Raw genomic sequence first — 21,119 nt, 5'->3', positions numbered from 1 at the left:
CCACAAGCAGGAGCGTCGCGGGCCCCGGGGGAGATCAATGGCGTATCGAGGAGGATCACGTGTCCGACGAGCTCAACCCGGCTGTGCCCGACTCCGCTACCGCGGAGGGCCCGGAGGCCGAGGCCGAGGAGACCGTCAAGCAGCGGAAGAACGGCCTTTACCCGGGCGTCTCCGACGAGCTGGCCGAGAACATGAAGTCCGGCTGGGCCGACACGGAGCTGCGTGACCTGGAGCCGATCCCGCAGGCCGCCGAGACCGCGCGCCGGCGCGCCGCGCTCTCCGCCCGTTTCCCGGGCGAGCGCCTGGTGATCCCGGCGGGCAACCTGAAGACCCGCTCGAACGACACCGAGTACCCGTTCCGCGCCTCCGTCGAGTACGCCTACCTCACCGGCAACCAGACCGAGGACGGCGTCCTGGTGCTGGAGCCCAGGGGCGACGGCCACGAGGCCACCATCTACCTGCTGCCGCGCTCCGACCGCGAGAACGGCGAGTTCTGGCTCTCCGGCCAGGGCGAGCTGTGGGTCGGCCGCCGCCACTCCCTCACCGAGTCCGAGGCGCTGTACGGCATCCCGGCCGCCGACGTGCGCGAGCTGGCCGACAAGCTCCGCGAGGCCACCGGCCCGGTCCGCGTGGTGCGCGGCTACGACGCCGGCATCGAGGCGGCCCTGACCGACAAGGTCACCGCGGAGCGCGACGAGGAGCTGCGCGTCTTCCTCTCCGAGGCCCGTCTCGTCAAGGACGGGTTCGAGGTCGGCGAGCTGCGCAAGGCGGTCGACTCGACGGTCCGCGGCTTCGAGGACGTCGTCAGGGTCCTCGACAAGGCCGAGGCCACGAGCGAGCGCTACATCGAGGGCACGTTCTTCCTCCGCGCGCGCGTGGAGGGCAACGACGTCGGCTACGGCTCCATCTGCGCGGCCGGCCCGCACGCCTGCACCCTGCACTGGGTGCGCAACGACGGCCCGGTCCGCCCCGGCGACCTGCTGCTGCTCGACGCCGGCGTGGAGACGCACACGCTGTACACCGCCGACGTCACGCGCACGCTGCCGATCAACGGCACGTACAGCGAGATCCAGAAGAAGATCTACGACGCCGTGTACGAGGCCCAGGAGGCCGGTATCGCGGCCGTGAAGCCGGGCGCCAAGTACCGCGACTTCCACGACGCCGCGCAGCGCGTGCTGGCCGAGAAGCTCGTCGAGTGGGGCCTGGTCGAGGGCCCGGTCGAGCGTGTACTGGAGCTGGGCCTGCAGCGCCGCTGGACCCTGCACGGCACCGGGCACATGCTCGGCATGGACGTCCACGACTGCGCTGCCGCGCGGACCGAGACGTACGTGGACGGTGTTCTGGAGCCGGGCATGGTGCTCACCGTCGAGCCGGGGCTGTACTTCCAGGCCGACGACCTGACCGTGCCGGAGGAGTACCGGGGCATCGGCGTCCGGATCGAGGACGACATCCTGGTGACGGAGGACGGCAACGAGAACCTCTCGGCCGGTCTGCCCCGCCGCTCCGACGAGGTCGAGGCGTGGATGGCCGCACTCAAGGGCTGATTTGCGTTTGAATGGCCGGGTACCGGGAGGTGCCCGGCCATTTGGCGTGCCGCGGCCGAGCCGCATATCGACACGGTCTCGCGCCCCTTCGGGGGCGCGTGCACTGACGGGGGTGGGATATGGACGACTTCTGGTCCGGGGTCGGTGTCGACCTGCATCTGGAACCGGACTCGGTGGACGGCCGCCGGGTGGGCCTGGAGCGGGCGCTCAGGGACGCCGTACGCGCCGGGCGGCTCGCCCCTGGTACCCGGCTGCCCGCCACCCGGCGGCTCGCGGCCGAGCTGGGGATCTCCCGGGGGACCGCCAAGGCGGCGTACGACCAGCTGGTCGCCGAGGGGTACCTGACCGCCCGCCAGGGGTCCGGCACCCGGGTCGCAGAACTGCCCGTCGTGGACGCCGAGGCGCCACAGGCACACCCACACGCGCGGGCGCCGCGTTTCGATCTCCGCCCGGGCAGCCCGGACGTGGGCGCGTTCCCTGCGGCCGCCTGGCTGCGCGCGCTGCGCCGGGCCATAGCGACGGCCCCCTCGCTGGCGTACGACTACGGCGACCCGCGCGGCCGGATCGAGCTGCGCACCGCACTCTCCGGCTATCTGGGCCGGGCGCGCGGGGTCCTCGCGCCGCCGGAGCGGATCGTCATCACCTCGGGGTACGTGCAGGGCCTCGCGCTGCTCACGCGCGTGCTGGACGGCGCCGCCGTCGCCATGGAGGACCCGGGGCTGCCCTTCCACCGGCAGGTGGTGCGGCACAACGGCGGAACGGTCCTGCCGGTCCCGGTCGACTCGCGCGGGGTGCGCCCCGAGGAACTGGGCGAGACGGCGGCCGTGGTGGTCACGCCGGCCCACCAGTACCCGACCGGGGTGACCCTGCACCCCGAGCGGCGCCGGGCGCTCACCGACTGGGCCCGCGCGCGGGGCGGCCTGATCGTCGAGGACGACTACGACGGCGAGTTCCGCTACGACCGGCAGCCGGTCGGTGCCCTGCAGGGCATGGCACCGGGCCAGGTCGTCTACCTGGGCACCGCCTCCAAGACGCTCGGCCCCGCGCTGCGCCTCGGCTGGATGGTGCTGCCCCCGCACCTGGTGGACGCGGTCGCCGACGCCAAGCTGCACAGCGACCACCACACCGAGACCATCGGCCAGCTCGCCCTCGCCGAGCTGATCGACAGCCACGCCTACGACCGTCATGTGCGCGCGTGCCGGCTGCGCTACCGGCGCCGCCGGGACCAGCTGCTGGACCGGCTGGGGGCGCGGCGGAGCGTGCGCGGGATCGCAGCCGGGCTGCACGCCCTGGTCGAGGTGCCGGACGAGGCCGAGGCACTGGCCCGCGCGGACGCGGAGGGCCTGGCGCTGGGCACGCTCGGCGAGCACTGGCACACCCCGGACCCCGGCCGGCCGCAGGGCCTGGTCGTCGGCTACGGCACGCCCCGGGAGCGGGCGTACCCGGAGGCCCTGGAGGCACTGGCGAGGGTGCTGGAGCCCGCCCGCCGGCCGTCACGCCGTGAGCAGTGAAGGATCCTTCTTCCACTTGAGGATCTTGTCGAAGCTGACCACCGTCCCGCTCCGGCCGGGGCTGGCCCCGATGTGGACGTGGTCGGCGAGTTCGCGGATCAGACAGAGACCCCGGCCGTGCTCCGCGTCCGGGCGGGCCGGCCGGGGGTCCGGGGGGCGCTCGAAACCGGGACCGGAATCGGAGACTTCGATACGGCACTTCTCACCGTCGAGATACGCGGTCACCCGGTACGCCTCCGAGGTGCCGGGCGCCGTGTCCCCGCCGTGCTCGACGGCGTTGGCGCAGGCCTCGCTCAGGGCGACGGACAGGTCGTAGGAGATGTCCGGGTCGACGCCCGCCGTCTCCATCGTGCCGATCAGCAGCCGCCGGGCGAGCGGCACGCTGGCGGCCTCGCGCCGCAGATGGAGTGACCACCAGATGCTCATGCTCCAGCCTCCTGGCCGGCTCGACATACCGTTACGTATTGCCGCCCGTAGGCGGTCATAAGCACTCCGTCGGCGTGAGTCCGCCCATCCGGCCGATGCGCCGGGGGATGAATCGGTGTATGAGGGCGGTACGGCGGGGCCCCGGCCCGGGCGCCCTGCCGTAGTCGGCACGTAAGGGCAGTGCGATGATGAGGCCGCCATGACTGCCCCCCACCCGCGCACGGCGCGTCCCGGAGCCGGGCTCCGGATTCTGCGGGCCGCGGTGTTCGCCGCGGTCTGCGTCGCGCTGGCCGCGTGCGGGCACACCCTGGCCTCCTGTGCGGGCGTGCCGCTGTGGTCGCTCGGTGCGGGCTTCCTCGGCTCCCTGCTGCTCGTGGCACCGCTCGCCGGGCGGGCCCGCTCGCTGCCGGGCATCGCCGCGCTCCTCGCCCTCGGCCAGACCGTGCTGCACACCCTGTTCGGACTGGGCCAGCACCAGGTCACGGCGGCCGGGATGCCGGCAGTGGCGCCGGGCGGGGTGCTGAGCGACAGCGCGCTGGTCGAGCGGGCCGCCCGGCTGCTGTGCGGGTCGGCCCCGGCCTCCATCACCCCGGGACACGCCTTCCGGCTGCTGCTCGACGCGCGTCTCATCGACCGCGCCGGCCGGCCCACGGCCGCCCTGGGCACCCTGGAGCACGCGCACGACGCCACCGGCGCCTCGGCCGGCCTGCTGCCCTCGCTGCCGATGCTGCTAGGCCATGTGCTCGCGGCCCTCGCCGTCGGCTGGCTCCTGCGCCGCGGGGACCTGGCCGTGCTGCGGCTGATCGAGCTGTCGGCGCATGGAGTCGCGGAGGGGGCGCTCGTACGATCCCTGCGCGCTGGGCTGGCGCTGGCTCGCGCCCTGTGCGCCGGCCTGCTCCCCGCCGCCGGACCCGGCCCGCGCGGCCCGCGCCCCGACGGGGACGAGACACCGGCCCCGCACACCGCCGTGCTCCAGCACACGGTGATCCGGCGCGGCCCGCCCGCCGCCGCCTTCCTCCTCGCCGCCTGACGCGGCCACCGCTCCGCTCCACGGACACGGACCCCGGTGCGCCGCCGTCGTGCGGCACACGCGCGTGCGCTTTTTTTCAGCGGTACGGCAAAGACACCGGCCCCGCGCGCGCGTATCCCTCTTCACCACCGGACCTCACTCAGAGTGGAGTGCTTCCTTCCATGAAGGCTTCTCGTATCGCCGCCGCCGCTGCCGCCGCGGGTACGGCCGTTCTGGCCCTGTCCGCGCCCGCCTTCGCGCACGTCTCCGTGCAGCCCGAGGGCGTCGCGGCCAAGGGCGGTTACGCGGTCGTGGACTTCAAGGTCCCCAACGAGCGCGACAACGCCTCGACCACCAAGGTCGAGGTGAACCTCCCGGCCGACCACCCGATCGCCTCGGTGATGCCGCAGCCGGTCCCCGGCTGGAAGGTCGAGGTCACCAAGTCCAAGCTGGCCAAGCCGCTGACCATGCACGGCGAGAAGATCGACGAGGCCGTCACCAAGGTCGTCTGGACCGCCGACGGCAAGGGCATCGAGCCCGGCTACTTCCAGAAGTTCCCGCTCTCCCTGGGCGCCCTGCCCGAGAACACCGACGAGCTGGTCTTCAAGGCGGTCCAGACGTACTCCAACAAGGAGGTCGTGCGCTGGATCGAGCTGCAGCAGGAGGGTCAGGACGAGCCGGAGAACCCGGCCCCGGTCCTGGAGCTGTCCGCCGCCACCGGCGACCACCACGGCACGGCGAGCGCCGAGAACACCGCCGAGACGACCGAGAAGACGACCGCCGCCGGGGACTCCGGCAGCGACAGTGACACCACCGCACGCGTGCTCGGCGTGGTCGGCATCGTCATCGGTGTCGCCGGCGTGGCCTACGGCGTCCTCGCGGGCCGCCGCCGGACCGCCGCCTGAGCCCTTTCTTCCGCCGCGCGCACCGGGCGTCGCGCGATCGTCACATGACGCCCCGCCCGACCCCGGTGCGCGCCGGAGTTCAGACATCTGGGACATTTTTCTATGCGCAAGAAGACGCTCACCGCGGCCGTACTGCTCGCCGCCGCCACCCTGCCCCTGTCCGCGTGCGGCAACGGGGACGACGCCGGGTCGCCGGTCGCCGTGGTCTCGGGAGGATCCGACGCGGGCAAGGCCGCCACCGTCCTCGACCAGCCCTTCACCAAGCCGGACCTGGTCCTCACCGACACCCACGGCAAGCAGTACGACCTGCGCAAGGAGACCGAGGGCCACCCGACCCTCGTCTACTTCGGCTACACCCACTGCCCCGACATCTGCCCGACGACGATGAGCAACATCGCCGTCGCCAAGAAGGCGCTGCCCAAGGCCGAACAGAACGACCTGCGCGTGGTGTTCGTCACCACCGACCCCGGCCGCGACACCCCCGCCGAGATGGGCAAGTGGCTCAAGGGCATCGATCCCCAGTTCATCGGCCTGACCGGCGACTTCGCCAAGATCCAGACCGGCGCCCGGTCCCTGGGCATCTCCGTGGAGCCGACCAAGAAGGACAAGAACGGCAAGCTCGTCTCCGTGCACGGCACCCAGGTCATCGCCTTCTCCCCGAAGACCGACGCCGGTTACGTCCTCTACGGCGAGGGCACCACGGTCGACGACTACACCAAGGACCTGCCGAAGCTCGTCAAGGGAACCAAGCCGTGAGGCGTCGGGCCGCCGTCCTGACCGCGGGTGCGCTCACCGGCACCCTGGCCCTCACCGGCTGCTCCGGGTCCGGTTCGGGCCCGGAGCGGGCCGAGCTGTCGGTCAGCGCCTCCTACATGCCCCAGCCCGTCTCCGCCGACATGGCCGCCGGGTTCCTGACGATCACCAACAAGGGCGGCACCGGGGACGAGCTGACCTCGGTCAGCAGTGACGTCGCCGGCGAGGTCACCATGCACAGCACGTCCGGTGGGGCCATGACGGAGAAGTCCTCCTTCGCCATACCGGCCCACGGACGGCTCGTGTTCCGCAGCGGTGGCAACCACCTGATGTTCGAGAAGCTGAAGCGGGCACCGAAGCAGGGCCAGACGGTCACCCTGAAACTCGGGTTCGAGAAGTCCGGGCCCCTCACCGTCGAGATGCCGGTGAAGGCCACCACGTACAACCCGTCGACCGGCCACTGAGGGAGGGACCACCGTGACCCGGACCATCACCCCCCGCCTGCGGATCCTGGTGCTGCTGTTCATCGCCGTCACCGGCGCACTGCTGGCGGGCGCGGGACCGGCCTCCGCCCATGCGGCACTGACCGGCAGCGACCCCGCACAGGGGGTGGTGGCCGACAAGGCGCCCACCCAGGTGTCGCTCACCTTCTCCGAGAAGGTGGCGATGAACGACGACTCCCTGCGCGTCCTCGACCCCAAGGGCAAGCCGGTCCAGACGGGCAGCCCCGCCAACGTGAGCGGCACGACGTACGCCGTGCAGCTCAAGAGCGGCCTCGCCAAGGGCACCTACACCGTCACCTACCAGGTCGTCTCCGCCGACAGCCACCCCGTCGCCGGCGCCTACACCTTCTCCATCGGGGCGCCCTCGCAGACCGTCGTCTCCGGCACCGGACCGGCCGCCGGCGGCGGAGTCGTGGGCGGGCTCTACGCGTTCGGGCGGTACGTGTCGTACGCCGGCTTCATCGTGCTCGCCGGCGGCGCGGCTTTCGTGCTCGCCTGCTGGCAGCGCGGCGCGGGGGTACGGCCCCTGCAGCGGCTGGTCGTCGGCGGCTGGGTCGCGCTGACCGCGGCCACCCTGTGGCTGCTGCTCCTGCGCGGCTCCTACACCGGCTCCGGGAAGGTCGCCGACGTCTTCGACCTCGACCTGCTCGGCCAGGTGCTCCAGACCAAGACCGGTGCCGCCCTGGTCTCCCGGCTGCTGCTGCTCGCCGCCGCCGCGCTGTTCGTCGCCGTCCTCTTCGGCGCCTACACCCGCCGCGAGGAGGGCCAGGACAAGCGCGACCTGACCTTCGGGCTCGCGGTCGGCGGAGTGGTCGTCGCGGCCGGTCTCGCGGCCAGCTGGGCCATGGCCGAACACGCCTCCACCGGGCTCCAGCCGGGCCTCGCCATGCCGGTCGACGTCGTCCACCTGCTGGCCGTCGCCGCCTGGCTGGGCGGCCTCACCGCCCTGCTGACCGCCCTGTACCGGGCGCCCGCCGAGACCCCGGTCGAGGCCGCCGCCGTACAGCGCTTCTCCCGGGTGGCCTTCGGTTCCGTCCTGGCCCTCGTGGTCACCGGCGTCTACCAGTCCTGGCGGCAGCTCGGCTCCTGGTCGGCGTTCACCGAGACCCGCTACGGACAGCTGCTGCTGGTCAAGATCGCTCTGGTGGCGGTGCTGGTCGGCATCGCGGGCGTGTCCCGGCGGTGGACGGGCCGGCTCACCGACCCGGTCGCCCGCGCAGGGAAGGCGCGCACGACCCAGGCCCGGGCCCGCAAGGAGCAGGTCACCGCCTCGCAGACGGCCCGCGGCAAGGGCGGCGGCACCGGCGCCGCCGACTCCGGGCGTGCCGCCCAGCTCGCCCGGCAGCGCGCGGCCGTCGACGCCGCCCGCGAGAAGCGGCTGCGCGACGCCGACCCGAACCGCTTCGGCCTGCGCCGCTCGGTGCTCGCCGAGGCCGGTGTCGCCCTCGTGCTGCTCGCCGTCACCACCGCGCTGACCCAGACCGAGCCGGGCCGCACCGAGCAGGAGGCCAAGGCGGCCACCTCCGCGTCGGCCGGCTCCGACACCTCGGCGGCGTCCGGCGCGCTCACCCTGGACATGCCGTTCGACACCGGCGGCGCCGACGGCAAGGGCGTCGTCAGCATCGACCTCGACCCGGCGCGCGTGGGCGGCAACGAGATGCACGTCTACGTCCAGCGGCCCAACGGGCGGGCCTTCGACGTCCCCGAGGTGAAGCTCTCCTTCACCCTGGAAACGAAAAAGATCGGCCCGCTCCCCGTGAACCCCGACCACATCGCCACCGGCCACTGGTCGGCGAACGGCGTGCAGATCCCCATGGCCGGCGACTGGAAGATCGCCGTCACGGTCCGCACCTCCGACATCGACCAGGTGACCGTCTCCAAGAACGCGCAGATCGGCTGAACCGCACCATGCCCGACCAGTCCGTCCCCCAGACCCGTACGCCCGAGGCGCCGCCGGCGCGGCCCGAGTCCGTCCCCGGCGCCAACGGCATCTCGCGGCGCGCCCTGCTCGGCACCGCCGGCGCCACCGGTCTCGTGCTCGGCGCGGCCGGCGGGGCCGCGGGCTACGCCGCCGCACCCGCCGGGGCCACCCCGCTGACCTCGGTGGGCTCCGACCGGGCGATGTTTCACGGGAAACATCAGCCCGGCATCACCGAGGGCCTCCAGGCGCGCGGCCATCTCGTCGCCTTCGATCTGGCGCCGGGCGCGGGCCGCAAGGAGGCCGCGGCCCTGCTGCGCCGCTGGTCGGCGACGGCCGAACGGCTGATGGCGGGCGAGGTCGCCCCGCACGGCGACACCGACGTGGCCCGGGACGCGGGCCCGTCCTCGCTCACCGTCACCTTCGGCTTCGGCCGCAGCTTCTTCGGCCGGACCGGCCTGGAGCAGCAGCGGCCGGCCGCCCTGGACCCGCTGCCGGACTTCTCCTCCGACCGGCTCGACAAGTCCCGCAGCGACGGCGACCTGTGGGTGCAGATCGGCGCGAACGACGCCCTGGTCGCCTTCCACGCCCTGCGCGCGATCCAGAAGGACGCGGGCTCCGCCGCGCGGGTGCGCTGGCAGATGAACGGCTTCAACCGCAGCCCGGGCGCCACCGCCCACCCCATGACGGCCCGCAACCTCATGGGCCAGGTCGACGGCACCCGCAATCCGAAGCCCACCGACGCCGACTTCGACCGGCGGATCTTCGTGCCCGCCACGGGCGAGCCCGCCTGGATGGCGAACGGCTCCTACGCCGTCGTACGCCGGATCCGCATGCTCCTGGACGACTGGGAGAAGCTGTCGCTCGCCGCGCAGGAGCAGGTCATCGGGCGCCGCAAGGCCGACGGTGCGCCGCTGTCCGGCGGCGGCGAGACCACCCCGATGGACCTGGAGAAGACCGACGCGAACGGTGACTACGTCGTCCCGCTGAACGCGCACGCGCGGATCACCCGGCCCGACAAGAACGGCGGCGCGGCCATGCTGCGGCGCCCGTTCTCCTACCACGACGGCATCGACGCGGACGGCACGCCCGACGCCGGTCTCCTCTTCATCTGCTGGCAGGCGGACCCGCTGCGCGGCTTCGTACCGGTGCAGCGCAAGCTCGACCGGGGCGACGCGCTGTCGAAGTACATCCGGCACGAGGCCAGCGGCCTGTTCGCGGTGCCGGGCGGGGCGGCGAAGGGCGAGTACGTGGGACAGCGGCTGCTTGAGGGGTGAACCGGGTTCAAACCACCCGGTCGAGTGGCATTCATGAGACACCTGCGACGGGTCTCCCCGCGGCTATTAGGGTGAGGGACATGCCAGCGAGCTATGCCTATCTCGGCCCGGAGGGCACCTTCACCGAGGTCGCTCTGCGCACGCTTCCGGAAACGGCCACCCGGGAGCTGATCCCGTACGTGTCGGTGCAGTCCGCGCTGGATGCGGTGCGGGCCGGCGAGGCCGAGGCCGCGTTCGTGCCGATCGAGAACTCCGTCGAGGGCGGCATCACCACCACCCTGGACGAGCTGGTCGCCGGCGAACCACTGATGATCTACCGCGAGGTGCTGCTGTCGATCACCTTCGCGCTACTGGTCCGCCCCGGCACGAAGCTCACGGACATCAAGACGGTCTCCGCGCACCCGGCGGCCCAGCCCCAGGTGCGCAACTGGCTGCGCGCCAATCTCCCGGACGCCCTGTGGGAGTCGGCCGCCTCCAACGCGGACGCCGCCCGTCTGGTCCAGGAGGGCCGCTACGACGCCGCCTTCGCGGGCGAGTTCGCCGCCGCCCGGTACGGCCTGGAGGCGCTGGAGACCGGGATCCACGACGCGGAGAACGCGCAGACCCGGTTCGTGCTGGTCGGCCGACCGGCCCGGCCGGCCGCGCCCACCGGCGCCGACAAGACCTCGGTGGTGCTGTGGCAGCGCGACGACCACCCCGGCGCGCTGCGCGACCTGCTCGGCGAGTTCGCCTCGCGGGGCATCAACCTGATGCTGCTCCAGTCCCGGCCGACCGGCGCCGGCATCGGCAATTACTGCTTCTGCATCGACGCCGAGGGCCATATCGCCGACCGGCGGATGGCGGAGGCGCTGATGGGGCTGCGGCGGATCTGCCTCCAGGTGCGCTACCTCGGTTCCTATCCCCGCGCCGACATCACACCGGGCGAGGCCGGACCGACGCCGCCGGGGACCTCGGACGAGGAGTTCATGGCGGCGGCGGACTGGGTGGCGCGCTGCCAGGACGGCCGGTTCTAGCCCGCCGCACCCGGTCGTACCTGCAGACGAACGTTATCCACAGGAGTTATCCACAGGTGCCCTTCTCGACCTGGGGACAAGTCGACAGGGCGGAGTCACCGGGTCGACAAATCGGCCTGGAACCCCCGGCGGACCACCCACCCCTGGATCACCCTTCGTCCACCCGTTTCCTTTGGTTCATCTTTTAGGGCGACCGTTTTCCACCCGAACGTGGGTGTCGACAGGGTTTGACCCGGGAATTCTTCAGCGTGTTCGAGCTTTCCGGAGTGATCAATTCCGAAATCCACAGACCTTCCACACAGCCTGTGGATAACTCTTCGGAGGGTGTGGGTTCCTGTGGACAACCGGGCCGCCAAATCCCGTTCGAGACAAGGGAATCCGGTCAACCGGGCACCCGGGACGTGCCCCGTCCCAGGGAGTGAGACACTTTTCCCTTGACGCACACCCGTGACCTACGGGCTTGACGGAGTGACACGCACGGCAATTACCGCATAACGGACGGTAGACCGCGAATCAGAACTCTCCGGAATAGTGATTCGTGGGCCGCGACCCCGCACCGGTAGCCTTGGCCACGTGATTGACCTTCGCCTGCTTCGTGAGGACCCCGACCGTGTGCGCGCATCCCAGCGCGCCCGTGGAGAGGACGTCGCGCTCGTCGACGCCCTCCTGTCTGCCGACGAGCGGCGCAGGTCCTCCGGCGTCCGCTTCGACGAGCTACGCGCCGAGCAGAAGCAGCTCGGCAAGCAGATCCCCAAGGCCACCGGCGACGAGAAGGCCGAGCTGCTCAAGCGCGCCGAGCAGCTGAAGGCCGACGTCAAGGCCGCCGACGCCGAGCGCGACGCGGCCGACACCGAGACCCAGGAGCTGCTGCTCCGGCTCGGCAACCTCGTCCACCCCGACGTGCCCGTCGGCGGCGAGGAAGACTTCGTCACGCTGGAGACGCACGGCACGATCCGCGACTTCGGTGCCGAGGGCTTCGAGCCCAAGGACCACCTGGAGCTGGGCCAGCTGCTCGGCGCCATCGACGTCGAGCGCGGCGCCAAGGTCTCCGGCTCCCGTTTCTACTTCCTCACCGGCGTCGGCGCCCTGCTGGAGCTGGCCCTGGTGAACGCCGCGATCGCCCAGGCGACCGCCGCCGGCTTCACGCCGATGCTCACCCCGGCGCTGGTCCGCCCGCAGTCCATGGCCGGCACCGGCTTCCTCGGCCAGGCCGCGCAGGACGTCTACCACCTCGACAAGGACGACCTGTACCTGGTCGGCACCTCCGAGGTCGCGCTGGCGGCCTACCACATGGACGAGATCATCGACGCCGACCGGCTGCCGCTGCGGTATGCGGGCTTCTCCCCGTGCTTCCGCCGCGAGGCCGGCTCGCACGGCAAGGACACCCGGGGCATCTTCCGCGTCCACCAGTTCGACAAGGTCGAGATGTTCTCGTACGTCGCGCCGGAGGACTCCCAGGCCGAGCACCAGCGCCTGCTGGAGTGGGAGAAGCAGTGGCTGACCTCGCTGGAGCTGCCGTTCCGCGTCATCGACGTCGCCTCCGGTGACCTCGGCTCCTCGGCCTCCCGCAAGTACGACTGCGAGGCGTGGATCCCGACCCAGGGCAAGTACCGCGAGCTGACCTCGACCTCGGACTGCACCGAGTTCCAGTCCCGCCGGCTGTCCATCCGGGTCCGCGACGGCAAGCAGGTCAAGCCCCTTGCCACCCTCAACGGCACGCTGTGCGCCGTACCGCGCACGATCGTGGCGATCCTGGAGAACCACCAGCAGGCCGACGGCTCCGTCCGGGTCCCCGAGGTGCTGCGCCCGTACCTGGGCGGCCGCGAGGTCCTGGAGCCGGTGTCCCGGTGAGCTTCCCCTACGGGCTCATCGCCACCGACCTCGACGGAACGCTGCTGCGCTCCGACGAGTCGATATCGCAGCGCACCCGTGACGCCCTCGCCGCGGCCACCGCGGCGGGCGCCGCGCACATCGTCGTCACCGGCCGTGCGGTCCCGTGGACCCGGCACATCCTGGACGACCTCGGCTACGACGGCCTCGCCGTCTGCGGCCAGGGCGCCCAGGTCTACGACGCCGGGTCCCACCGTCTGCTGACCTCGGTCACCCTGGACCGGCAGCTGGCGGGCGTGGCCCTGGCGAAGATCGAAGCCGAGGTGGGGCCGCTGTACCTGGCGGCCAGCCGGGACGGCCTCGACGGCGAGGTGCTGGTGGGCCCGGGGTACGCGGTCACCGGCAAGCTGCCCGCGACCCCGTTCACGGACGCCTCCGACCTCTGGACGGCGCCCCTCAACAAGATCTACATCCAGCATCCGACGCTGAGCGACGACGAGCTGGCGGACGCGGCCCGGCGGACGGCCGGCGGCTTCGTCACGGTGGCCATGGCGGGCGCGGGCATCGTCGAGCTGCTGCCGCTCGGCCTGTCCAAGGCCACGGGCCTGTCCCTGGCGGCCCGCCGACTGGGCCTGAAGGCCGCCGACACGATCGCCTTCGGCGACATGCCCAACGACATCCCGATGTTCGCCTGGGCCTCCCACGGCGTGGCCATGGCCAACGCCCACGAGGAACTGAAAGCGGTGGCCGACGAGGTCACGTCGTCCCACGAGGAGGACGGCATCGCGGTGGTGCTGGAGCGGTTGCTCGGCTAGCGGGCCGGCACGTCAGGGCAGCTCGCTGCCGTTCGCGGTGCAGCGCGAACGGACCCCGACATGCCTCGGCCAGGCGGCCCCGCGCGGCGAATACGCTCATGCTTGGGTCCGGCCGGCCCGCCCCGGACGGCCGGTCCGCGCCGGTTGCTACATTCGGCGGCCATGCGATCACGCGACTACGACCTCGACTTCCGCGACCGCGCGAGCCGGATACGCGCCTGGGGCATCGGTCTGCTCGCCGTGGCGGGGCTGCTGTGGACCTGGTGCGCCGTCCTGCTGCTCACGCCGTACGAGGCGGAGCGCAAGCCGGACGACCCGTACCCGGACCAGTGCGAGGCCCGCCTCTTCACGGACCGCGGCACCGCCAACGAGGGCCTGTACAAGGGCGACTACTGCGCGAACGAACGCGACTGGCCGGAGGTCCTGGCCCTTCTCGGCCTGTCCGTGCCGGTCTCCCTCGCCGGCGCGGTCCTCGTCACGACCGGCACGGTCCACCGCACGATGAGCGCCCATGCGGAGGCGATGCGGGAGCTGGACGGGATCGCGGACGCACGGGACGCGTAGCGCCGCAGGGTGGCAATGTCTCGCGGAGGATGCACGGATCGAACGTGCGCGGGCTTTCCAGGCCCGACCACGACTCGCGCGTGAGGGAACACAGCACAAGCCGGTGCCTTACCACTCGGCCAATCCTCCGGGTGGGCGGTCCACGCGAGAGCGACATCGCGTGCTCGAAGCGACCGCCCCGGGCAGCTTCCGTGGCTCCACGGAGCGGTAGGGAATCACCCCGGAGCCGGCCTCGGGCTGCCCTGTCGGGAGCTGGGCGTACTGCCGTGCATGGACATCGCCCACCTCCGCTCCCAGTCGGTGACGCCGGGACGATCCCGGCGGATGGTGCACAACCACTCTGTCCCGCCGCCGAGTTGGGCGCCACCGAATAAACCGAACAAACGCCCCCTACCGGCGGCGCCACCTGCGGCGCCGCGCTTTGCCGAAGCACCAGCCGGCCGGAGGCTGCCCGGAGCGCCAGGGCTGCGGCTCGGGCGGACGGTTCGGAGGTCTGGGCCGCCCGGACGAACGCCTCGTCCAGGACGACGTCGTCCCAGACGTCCTGTCCGGTGGGCCCCCGTCCTTCCCGCTGCGGGGTGAAGTCCCCGTCAAGGCCGCAGCGGCCCCTCGGGGGTCACTCCTCGCCCGCCAGCGTCAGCGAGCGCAGCTTCTGCCCGGCGTACCAGGTGGCCAGCACGGTGACCGCCACCAGCAGCACGGTGGCCGTCGGCAAACCCACGTCGGAGGTCACCAGGTCCCCGCCGGCCATCTTGTGGGCGACGGCCAGCGACCACTGCTGGACGCTCAGCGTGCGCGCACCCGGCACCAGGGAGCCGAGCAGCGCCTCCCAGACCAGGGCGTAGACGAGCCCGAAGACCACCGCGTGCCGGGAGACCGTGCCCAGCAGCAGGAACAGCGCCGAGTAGGCGATGGAGGAGACCAGCGCGGCGACCGTGAAGGCGACGGCGATCTGCTGGCCGTTGCCGTTCAGGATCAGGCCGGCGATCAGGGTCGGCACCGCCGAGAAGACCATGGTCACGACGATGGCGACGATCAGCTTGGTCAAGATGATCGTGGGCCGCTTGAGCGGCTTGGACAGCAGGTAGACGACGGAGCCGTCGTCGATCTCCGGGCCGATCGCGCCGGTGCCGGCGATGACACCGATGATCGGCACCATGGTGGCGAGCGCGAAGCCGCCGAGGACGTCCGAGGCCGTCTGGTCGTCGGCTCCGGTCAGGGCGCGCACGGCCACGGAGATCACGATGAGCAGCAGCGGCAGCGCGCCGAGGATGAGGGCCCGACGGCGGCCGAGCAGGGCCCGGTAGGTGAGCCGGGCGACGGTGGGGTCGTACATCTTCGGCCTCCTACGCCGCGACCAGATAAGAAAAGACGGACTCCAGGGACTCGTCGGACGGCGAGACCGTGTGGAGCCGGATGCCGTGGTCGCGGGCGACCTTCGGCAGCAGGGCGGTGAAGCGGCCGAAGTCGACGGCCTGGATGCGCAGCGCGCCCTCGGCGTGGTCGACCTCGATGCCGGCCGTGGAGGGGTCGGCGATCAGCGCGGCCGCGAGGGCGCGGTCGTCGCTGGACCGCACCAGATAGCGGTGCGGGCGGTCGGTCATCAGGCGGCGGATCCGGCGGAAGTCGCCGCTGGCCGCGTGCCGTCCGGCGACGACGACCTCGATGTGCCGGGCGAGCTGCTCGACCTCTTCGAGGATGTGCGAGGAGAACAGCACCGTGCGGCCCTCGTCGCCCATCTTCCGCAGCAGGTCCATCAGTTGCATGCGCTGGCGCGGGTCCATGCCGTTGAACGGCTCGTCGAGCAGCAGCAGCGACGGATCATGGACGAGGGCGCTCGCCATCTTCACGCGCTGCCGCATGCCTTTGGAGTACGTGGAGATCTTCCGGTCCTGGGCGTACTCCATCTCGACCGTGGCGAGGGCGCGCTGGGCGGCCTTGTCGCCGAGGCCGTGCAGTTCGGCGTTGGCGACGACGAACTCACGGCCGGTGAGGAAGTCGTACATCGCCTCCCGCTCGGGGACGATGCCGATGTGCCGGTAGATGGACTCGTTGCGCCACACCGGCTGTCCGTCGAGGGTGACCGTGCCGGTGGAGGGGGCGAGGAAGCCGCCCATCATGTTGATCAGGGTGGATTTCCCGGCGCCGTTGGGGCCGAGCAGGCCGGTGACGCCGGGGCCGATGGTCATGGTGATGTCGTTGACGGCGACCACGTTGCCGAACCAGCGGGAGACGTGGTCGAGGCTGAGCGATGTCACAGTCCCACCTTCCGGTAGCGGCGGATCAGGAGGCCGTAGCAGGCGGCGATCAGGCCGAGGACGAACAGGACGTAGACCGCGCCCTCGCCGCCGGACGGGCCGGTCCCGCCGGGGAAGGCGGAGCTGCCGCCGAGGAAGGCGGACTGCACGCCGTCGATCAGCGTGATCGGCGAGAACAGGCCGATCCACGGGATGGCGCTGGTGCTGTCCTGGGTGTAGGCGATGGCCTGGAGGGTGGAGACCGCGCCGTAGGAGATGGTCAGTACGGCGATCACGGCGGCGATGCCGAAGCCGCGGCGCGGGGTGAACGCGGCGATGACCAGGCCGATGCCGGCGAAGAGCAGTGAGAGCAGGGCCACGGCGACCAGTCCCTGGGCGAATTCCTTGGTCTGGTGGGCAAAGCCCATCTTGGACAGCAGCGCGCCCGCGTACATCACGAGCAGCGGGGCGCCGGTGAGGACGAAGAGCGCCGAGGCGAGCGCCGCGAACTTGGCGCGGACGTAGTCGGCGGTCTCGATGGGCCGCGAGAAGTACAGCGGTACGGTCTTGAAGCGCAGGTCACGGGAGACCGCCTGGGGTGCCTGCGAGGCGACGTACAGGCTGATCACGGCCTGCATGATGATCGCGTACCGGGTGTAGGACACCGGCAGTTCGTGCGCCTTGGTGGCGACGGCGACGGCCACCATGATGGCGGCGGGCACGCACATCACCGCGAACAGCAGCATCGGCAGCACCTTGGACTTCACCGAACGGCCGAGGCCGTAGGCGCCGCGCAGGGACTGCGAGTACAGCGAGCGGCGGGCGTAGGCACGGCCGAGGCGCGGGCCGTCGTAGCCGCGGTAGCCGATGTCGTGGATGCGGGTCTGGTCGCCGGCGGGCGTCGCCGCCGTGTACGTGGGCTGCTCAACCGCCATGGCCGACGGCCTCCTTCCGCTGTTCGTCGCTGCTGGTGAACACCTCGGAGATGTGGTGCCGGCGCTGTTCCATGCGGACCAGGCCGAGGCCGAGGTCGGCGACGACGTCCCGGACGAGGTCGTAGGTCTCCTCGCCCGTGGCGGTCAGCAGCAGGATGTGTCCGGCGCCGGGCAGGCCGCCGGCCTCCGCGTGCGTGTCGACTCCGCGCGCGTGGAGCTCCTCGCGGACCGCGCGGGTGCCGTCCGGGTGGGTGTCGCTGTCGGTGACCTCGATCGCGAGGGTCGTCGTGGTCTGGGTGAAGTCGGTGGTGGAGCTCGAGCGCAGGAGCTTGCCGCCGTCGATGACGACGACGTGGTCGCAGGTTCGCTCCAGTTCGCCCAGCAGGTGCGAGGTGACCAGCACGGAGATGCCGAAGTCGGTGTGGATGCGGCGGATCAGGCCGAGCATCTCGTCGCGGCCGACCGGGTCGAGGCCGTTGGTCGGCTCGTCGAGGAAGACCAGCTGCGGGTCGTGCACCAGCGCCTGGGCGAGCTTGACCCGCTGCTTCATGCCGGTCGAGTAGCCGCCGATGGGGCGGTACCGCTCCTCGTACAGACCGACGTGGCGCAGGGTGTCGGCGGTGCGCTCGCGGGCGGCGGTGGGCGGCAGGCCGGACATGCGCGCCATGTGCACGACGAACTCGGTGGCCGAGACGTCCGGTGGCAGGCAGTCGTGCTCCGGCATGTATCCCACGCGCTCGCGGATGGCGGCGCCCTTGGTGGCGACGTCGAGGCCGAGCACCTCGGCCCGGCCCTCCGTGGCGGGGGACAGCCCCAGCAGGATCTTGATCAGGGTGGACTTGCCGGCGCCGTTGGCCCCGACGAGTCCGGTCACACCGGGTCCGATGTCCACGGACAGCCGGTCGAGAGCGGTCACCCGGGGGAACCGCTTGCTCAGGCTTTCGGTCGCGATCACAGTCACGCCTTCGACGGTAGTGATCCGGACCACGTCCGTCGTCAGACCTCAGAGCCGTTTGCCCATCCGCCCCAGGTATTACGGGGCCTTAGGGGTTGCCCACCCAGGGGTGGGGCCGCGGGCGTCGTACCGCCGTCGTCCACAGCCCTTGATCCCGCCTATTGACGCCGCCTCTAACAACTGCCAGATTCGCCTGTGTCACGTTACGGACTAGTAGCTTGCTCGACGGGACGGAGCGGCATGACGACGGCAGTGGGCAGCGAACTCTCCGTGGAACTGCGGGGGTTCCGGCGGGTGCAGCGCCTCGCCTACGAGTGCGCGGAGGCGGTCGCGGCCCGCCTCGAGCCCGGCGTGACCGAGCGCGAGGCGGCGCGGATGCAGCGCGAGTGGCTCCGCGAGCGCGGTGTGCGGGACTGGTTCCACCTCCCCTTCGCCTGGTTCGGGGACCGCACGGCGTTCGCGGACTTCCGCATCCCGCTGCAGTTCTTCCCGACCGACCGCGCGCTGGCACCGGGGATGCCGTTCATCCTCGACATGGCACCGGTGTACGAGGGGTACACGGCGGACATCGGCTACTCCGGCTCGCTGGGCGTGAACTTGGTGCAGGACCGGCTGATGGCCGACCTGGAGGCCCACCGCGAACTGATCCTGCGCGAGGTGCGCGAGCGGCGCCCGCTGCGGGAGATCTACCAGGACGTGGACCGGCTCATGGTCCGCCAGGGCTACGCCAACCGGCACCGCGCCTACCCCTTCGGGGTGATCGCCCACAAGGTGGACCGGGTGAAACAGCGCCGCTTCTCCCCGCACCTGTTCGGGTTCGGCACGCAGGCCCTCAAGGGGCTCGCCGCCGACGCGCTGCGCGGCCACCGCGAGGGCTGGTCGCCGCTGTGGTCGCCGTACCGCTTCTCGGACCATCCGCCGCAGCCGGGTCTGTGGGCGGTCGAACCGCACCTCGGCTTCCGGGGCACGGGCGCGAAGTTCGAGGAGATCCTGGTGGTCACCGACTCCCGGGACCCCGGGGAGAGCGCGTTCTGGCTGGACGACGATCTGCCGCACGTGCGGCGCTGGGCGGAGGAGAAGTGACGGCACTTTCGAAGCGGGAAGACGCGCGCGAGCGCTGGGTGCGCACCGGCGGGGTCGAGCTGTGCGTGGCCGAGCTGGGCGACCCGGAACAGCCGACGGTGGTGCTGGTGCACGGCTACCCGGACAGCAAGGAGGTCTGGTCGGAGGTGGCCGTCCGGCTCGCCGACCGCTTCCACGTCGTCCTCTACGACGTCCGGGGCCACGGCCGCTCCACGGCGCCCAAGCCGCTGCGCGGCGGCTTCACCCTGGCCAAGCTCACGGACGACTTCCTGGCCGTCGTCGACGCGGTCAGCCCGGACCGGCCGGTGCACCTCGTCGGGCACGACTGGGGCTCGGTGCAGTCCTGGGAGTTCGTCACGGTGGCCCGCACGGAGGGCCGAATCGCCTCCTTCACGTCGATCTCCGGACCGTCCCTCGACCACTTCGGGCACTGGATCAACGCGCGCGTGAAGCGCCCGACGCCCCGCCGGGTGGGCCAGCTCCTCGGCCAGGGCGCCAGGTCCTGGTACGTCTACCTGCTGCACACGCCGGTCCTGCCGGAGCTGGCCTGGCGCGGTCCGCTCGGCAAGCGCTGGCCCAAGCTCCTGGAACGGGTCGAGCGCGTCCCCGGCGGCGACTACCCGACCGGCTCCCTCCCTTCGGACGCGGCCCACGGCGCCTGGCTGTACCGGGACAACGTCCGCGCCCGGCTGCGCGGGCCGCGCCCGGACGCGTACGCACACGCGCCCGTGCAGCTCATCACGCCCCAGGGGGACGCGTTCCTCTCCGAGCGGCTCTACGACGACCTGGACCGGTGGGTGCCGCGGCTGACCCGCCGCACGCTGCCGGCCAAGCACTGGGTCCCACGCACCCGGCCCGACCAAGTCGCCGCCTGGATCGGTGAGTTCGTGACCTCGGTGGCCGGCGGGCATCCCGCGCCGGCCGCCACCGGCCCCCATGCCGACCGGTTCGCCGGGCAGTTGGTGCTGGTCACCGGCGCGGGCAGCGGGATCGGCCGGGCAACCGCGTTCGCCTTCGCGGAGGCCGGGGCGCGCGTGATCGCCGTCGACCGCGATGCCGAGGCCGCGGCCCGCACCGCGGAACTGGCCCGGCTGACCGGCGCGGCCGAGGCCTGGTCGGAACCGGCCGACGTCTCCGACGAGCAGGCCATGGAGAAACTCGCGGAGAAGGTCCACCACGAGTACGGCGTGCTGGACGTGCTGGTCAACAACGCGGGCATCGGTCTGTCGGGCTCCTTCTTCGCCACGACGACCGACGACTGGCGCAAGGTGCTGGACGTCAACCTGTGGGGGGTGATCCACGGTTGCCGGCTCTTCGGGGCGCGCATGGCCGAGCGCGGCCAGGGCGGCCACATCGTCAACATCGCGTCCGCGGCGGCCTACCAGCCCTCGCGCGCACTGCCCGCCTACAGCACCTCCAAGGCGGCCGTGCTCATGCTCTCGGAATGCCTGCGCGCCGAACTGGCCTCCCAGGGCATCGGCGTCACCGCCGTCTGCCCGGGCTTCGTCAACACCAACATCACCGCCACGGCCCGCTTCACCGGCGTGGACGAGGCGGAACAGCGCCGCCGCCGGCAGCGCTCCGCCCGCCTGTACGGGCTGCGCAACTACCCGCCGGAGAAGGTGGCGACCGCCGTCCTGGACGCGGTGACCGACAACAAGGCGGTGGTCCCGGTGACCCCGGAGGCCAGGGGAGCGCACCTGCTGTCCCGTTTCGCGCCGGGACTGTTGCGGCGGATCGCCCGCGTGGAGCCGAGGCTGTGAACCGTGCCGCCCGGTGGCCTGCGCCCGCCAGTTGTCCACAACTCCGCCAATTCCCCTGTGGATAACCGCACTTGCTTG

The 21,119-nt window shown here is 71.9% G+C and carries 19 protein-coding genes and 1 tRNA gene; 14 read left to right on the top strand and 6 right to left on the bottom strand.

Annotated elements, in window-relative coordinates:
- Positions 1 to 59: 59 nt before the first annotated feature.
- Positions 60 to 1,544 (top strand): aminopeptidase P family protein, encoded by a 1,485-nt coding sequence (locus ACIP4Y_RS23390; protein ID WP_401396629.1) that lies wholly within the window; start codon positions 60 to 62, stop codon positions 1,542 to 1,544.
- A 119-nt stretch (positions 1,545 to 1,663) separates the two neighbouring features.
- On the top strand, positions 1,664 to 3,055 hold the full coding sequence (locus tag ACIP4Y_RS23385; protein WP_401396626.1) for a PLP-dependent aminotransferase family protein: 1,392 nt from the start codon (positions 1,664 to 1,666) through the stop codon (positions 3,053 to 3,055).
- Here ACIP4Y_RS23385 and ACIP4Y_RS23380 read toward each other — a convergent pair.
- Complete coding sequence (locus tag ACIP4Y_RS23380; protein ID WP_358635632.1) at positions 3,038 to 3,481, bottom strand: ATP-binding protein; 444 nt, start codon at positions 3,479 to 3,481, stop codon at positions 3,038 to 3,040. The genes ACIP4Y_RS23385 and ACIP4Y_RS23380 overlap by 18 nt on opposite strands.
- A gap of 199 nt (positions 3,482 to 3,680) precedes the next feature.
- Here ACIP4Y_RS23380 and ACIP4Y_RS23375 point away from each other — a divergent pair, with 199 nt between their 5' ends.
- The 10 genes from ACIP4Y_RS23375 (at position 3,681) to ACIP4Y_RS23330 (ending at position 14,068) form a co-directional block, all read left to right on the top strand.
- Entirely contained in the window at positions 3,681 to 4,511 is an 831-nt protein-coding gene (locus ACIP4Y_RS23375; protein WP_401396623.1) for a hypothetical protein, read from the top strand.
- A gap of 161 nt (positions 4,512 to 4,672) precedes the next feature.
- Positions 4,673 to 5,395 (top strand): YcnI family protein, encoded by a 723-nt coding sequence (locus tag ACIP4Y_RS23370; RefSeq protein ID WP_401396620.1) that lies wholly within the window; start codon positions 4,673 to 4,675, stop codon positions 5,393 to 5,395.
- Positions 5,396 to 5,497: 102 nt separating this feature from the next.
- A complete protein-coding gene (locus ACIP4Y_RS23365; RefSeq protein ID WP_401396617.1) occupies positions 5,498 to 6,151 on the top strand; it encodes an SCO family protein in 654 nt (217 codons plus the stop codon).
- Positions 6,148 to 6,612 (top strand): copper chaperone PCu(A)C, encoded by a 465-nt coding sequence (locus ACIP4Y_RS23360; protein ID WP_401396614.1) that lies wholly within the window; start codon positions 6,148 to 6,150, stop codon positions 6,610 to 6,612. Before ACIP4Y_RS23365 ends, ACIP4Y_RS23360 begins: the two co-directional genes overlap by 4 nt.
- Positions 6,613 to 6,625: 13 nt before the next feature.
- Positions 6,626 to 8,551 carry a copper resistance CopC/CopD family protein gene (locus ACIP4Y_RS23355; RefSeq protein WP_401396612.1) on the top strand — a complete coding sequence of 642 codons (1,926 nt, stop codon included), beginning with the start codon at positions 6,626 to 6,628 and terminating at the stop codon, positions 8,549 to 8,551.
- 8 nt (positions 8,552 to 8,559) lie between these two features.
- Complete coding sequence (gene efeB, locus ACIP4Y_RS23350) at positions 8,560 to 9,846, top strand: iron uptake transporter deferrochelatase/peroxidase subunit (RefSeq protein ID WP_401396609.1); 1,287 nt, start codon at positions 8,560 to 8,562, stop codon at positions 9,844 to 9,846.
- An 80-nt stretch (positions 9,847 to 9,926) separates the two neighbouring features.
- On the top strand, positions 9,927 to 10,859 hold the full coding sequence (gene pheA / locus ACIP4Y_RS23345; RefSeq protein ID WP_401396606.1) for a prephenate dehydratase: 933 nt from the start codon (positions 9,927 to 9,929) through the stop codon (positions 10,857 to 10,859).
- Positions 10,860 to 11,432: 573 nt separating this feature from the next.
- On the top strand, positions 11,433 to 12,710 hold the full coding sequence (gene serS / locus ACIP4Y_RS23340; protein ID WP_358635654.1) for a serine--tRNA ligase: 1,278 nt from the start codon (positions 11,433 to 11,435) through the stop codon (positions 12,708 to 12,710).
- Entirely contained in the window at positions 12,707 to 13,504 is a 798-nt protein-coding gene (locus tag ACIP4Y_RS23335; protein WP_401396602.1) for an HAD family hydrolase, read from the top strand. The genes serS and ACIP4Y_RS23335 overlap by 4 nt, the downstream gene beginning before the upstream one ends.
- Before the next feature lie 162 nt (positions 13,505 to 13,666).
- Entirely contained in the window at positions 13,667 to 14,068 is a 402-nt protein-coding gene (locus ACIP4Y_RS23330; RefSeq protein ID WP_401396599.1) for a hypothetical protein, read from the top strand.
- 23 nt (positions 14,069 to 14,091) lie between these two features.
- Here ACIP4Y_RS23330 and ACIP4Y_RS23325 read toward each other — a convergent pair.
- From ACIP4Y_RS23325 to ACIP4Y_RS23305, 5 genes are all read right to left on the bottom strand, one after another.
- Positions 14,092 to 14,197, bottom strand: a tRNA-OTHER gene (locus ACIP4Y_RS23325).
- A 487-nt stretch (positions 14,198 to 14,684) separates the two neighbouring features.
- A complete protein-coding gene (locus ACIP4Y_RS23320; RefSeq protein ID WP_401396596.1) occupies positions 14,685 to 15,404 on the bottom strand; it encodes an ABC transporter permease subunit in 720 nt (239 codons plus the stop codon).
- A 10-nt stretch (positions 15,405 to 15,414) separates the two neighbouring features.
- A complete protein-coding gene (locus tag ACIP4Y_RS23315) occupies positions 15,415 to 16,326 on the bottom strand; it encodes an ABC transporter ATP-binding protein (protein WP_401396594.1) in 912 nt (303 codons plus the stop codon).
- The gene (locus ACIP4Y_RS23310; protein ID WP_358635666.1) at positions 16,323 to 17,240 is read right to left on the bottom strand and encodes an ABC transporter permease subunit; all 918 of its coding nucleotides are present in this window, start codon (positions 17,238 to 17,240) and stop codon (positions 16,323 to 16,325) included. The genes ACIP4Y_RS23315 and ACIP4Y_RS23310 overlap by 4 nt, the downstream gene beginning before the upstream one ends.
- Positions 17,230 to 18,195, bottom strand: coding sequence for an ABC transporter ATP-binding protein (locus ACIP4Y_RS23305; protein ID WP_401397053.1), 966 nt, complete (start codon positions 18,193 to 18,195; stop codon positions 17,230 to 17,232). Before ACIP4Y_RS23305 ends, ACIP4Y_RS23310 begins: the two co-directional genes overlap by 11 nt.
- Before the next feature lie 240 nt (positions 18,196 to 18,435).
- Here ACIP4Y_RS23305 and ACIP4Y_RS23300 point away from each other — a divergent pair, with 240 nt between their 5' ends.
- Both ACIP4Y_RS23300 and ACIP4Y_RS23295 read left to right on the top strand, forming a co-directional pair.
- Positions 18,436 to 19,278 (top strand): M24 family metallopeptidase, encoded by an 843-nt coding sequence (locus ACIP4Y_RS23300; protein WP_401396589.1) that lies wholly within the window; start codon positions 18,436 to 18,438, stop codon positions 19,276 to 19,278.
- Positions 19,275 to 21,041, top strand: a complete 1,767-nt coding sequence (locus ACIP4Y_RS23295; RefSeq protein ID WP_401396586.1) for an SDR family oxidoreductase — start codon at positions 19,275 to 19,277, stop codon at positions 21,039 to 21,041. Before ACIP4Y_RS23300 ends, ACIP4Y_RS23295 begins: the two co-directional genes overlap by 4 nt.
- The last annotated feature ends 78 nt before the right edge of the window (positions 21,042 to 21,119 follow it).

It is taken from the genome of Streptomyces sp. NPDC088810, assembly GCF_044750305.1.
GTDB lineage: Bacteria > Actinomycetota > Actinomycetes > Streptomycetales > Streptomycetaceae > Streptomyces.
Note: the sequence above shows the minus strand (reverse complement) of the source record. Positions and strands in the feature narration are given on the sequence as shown.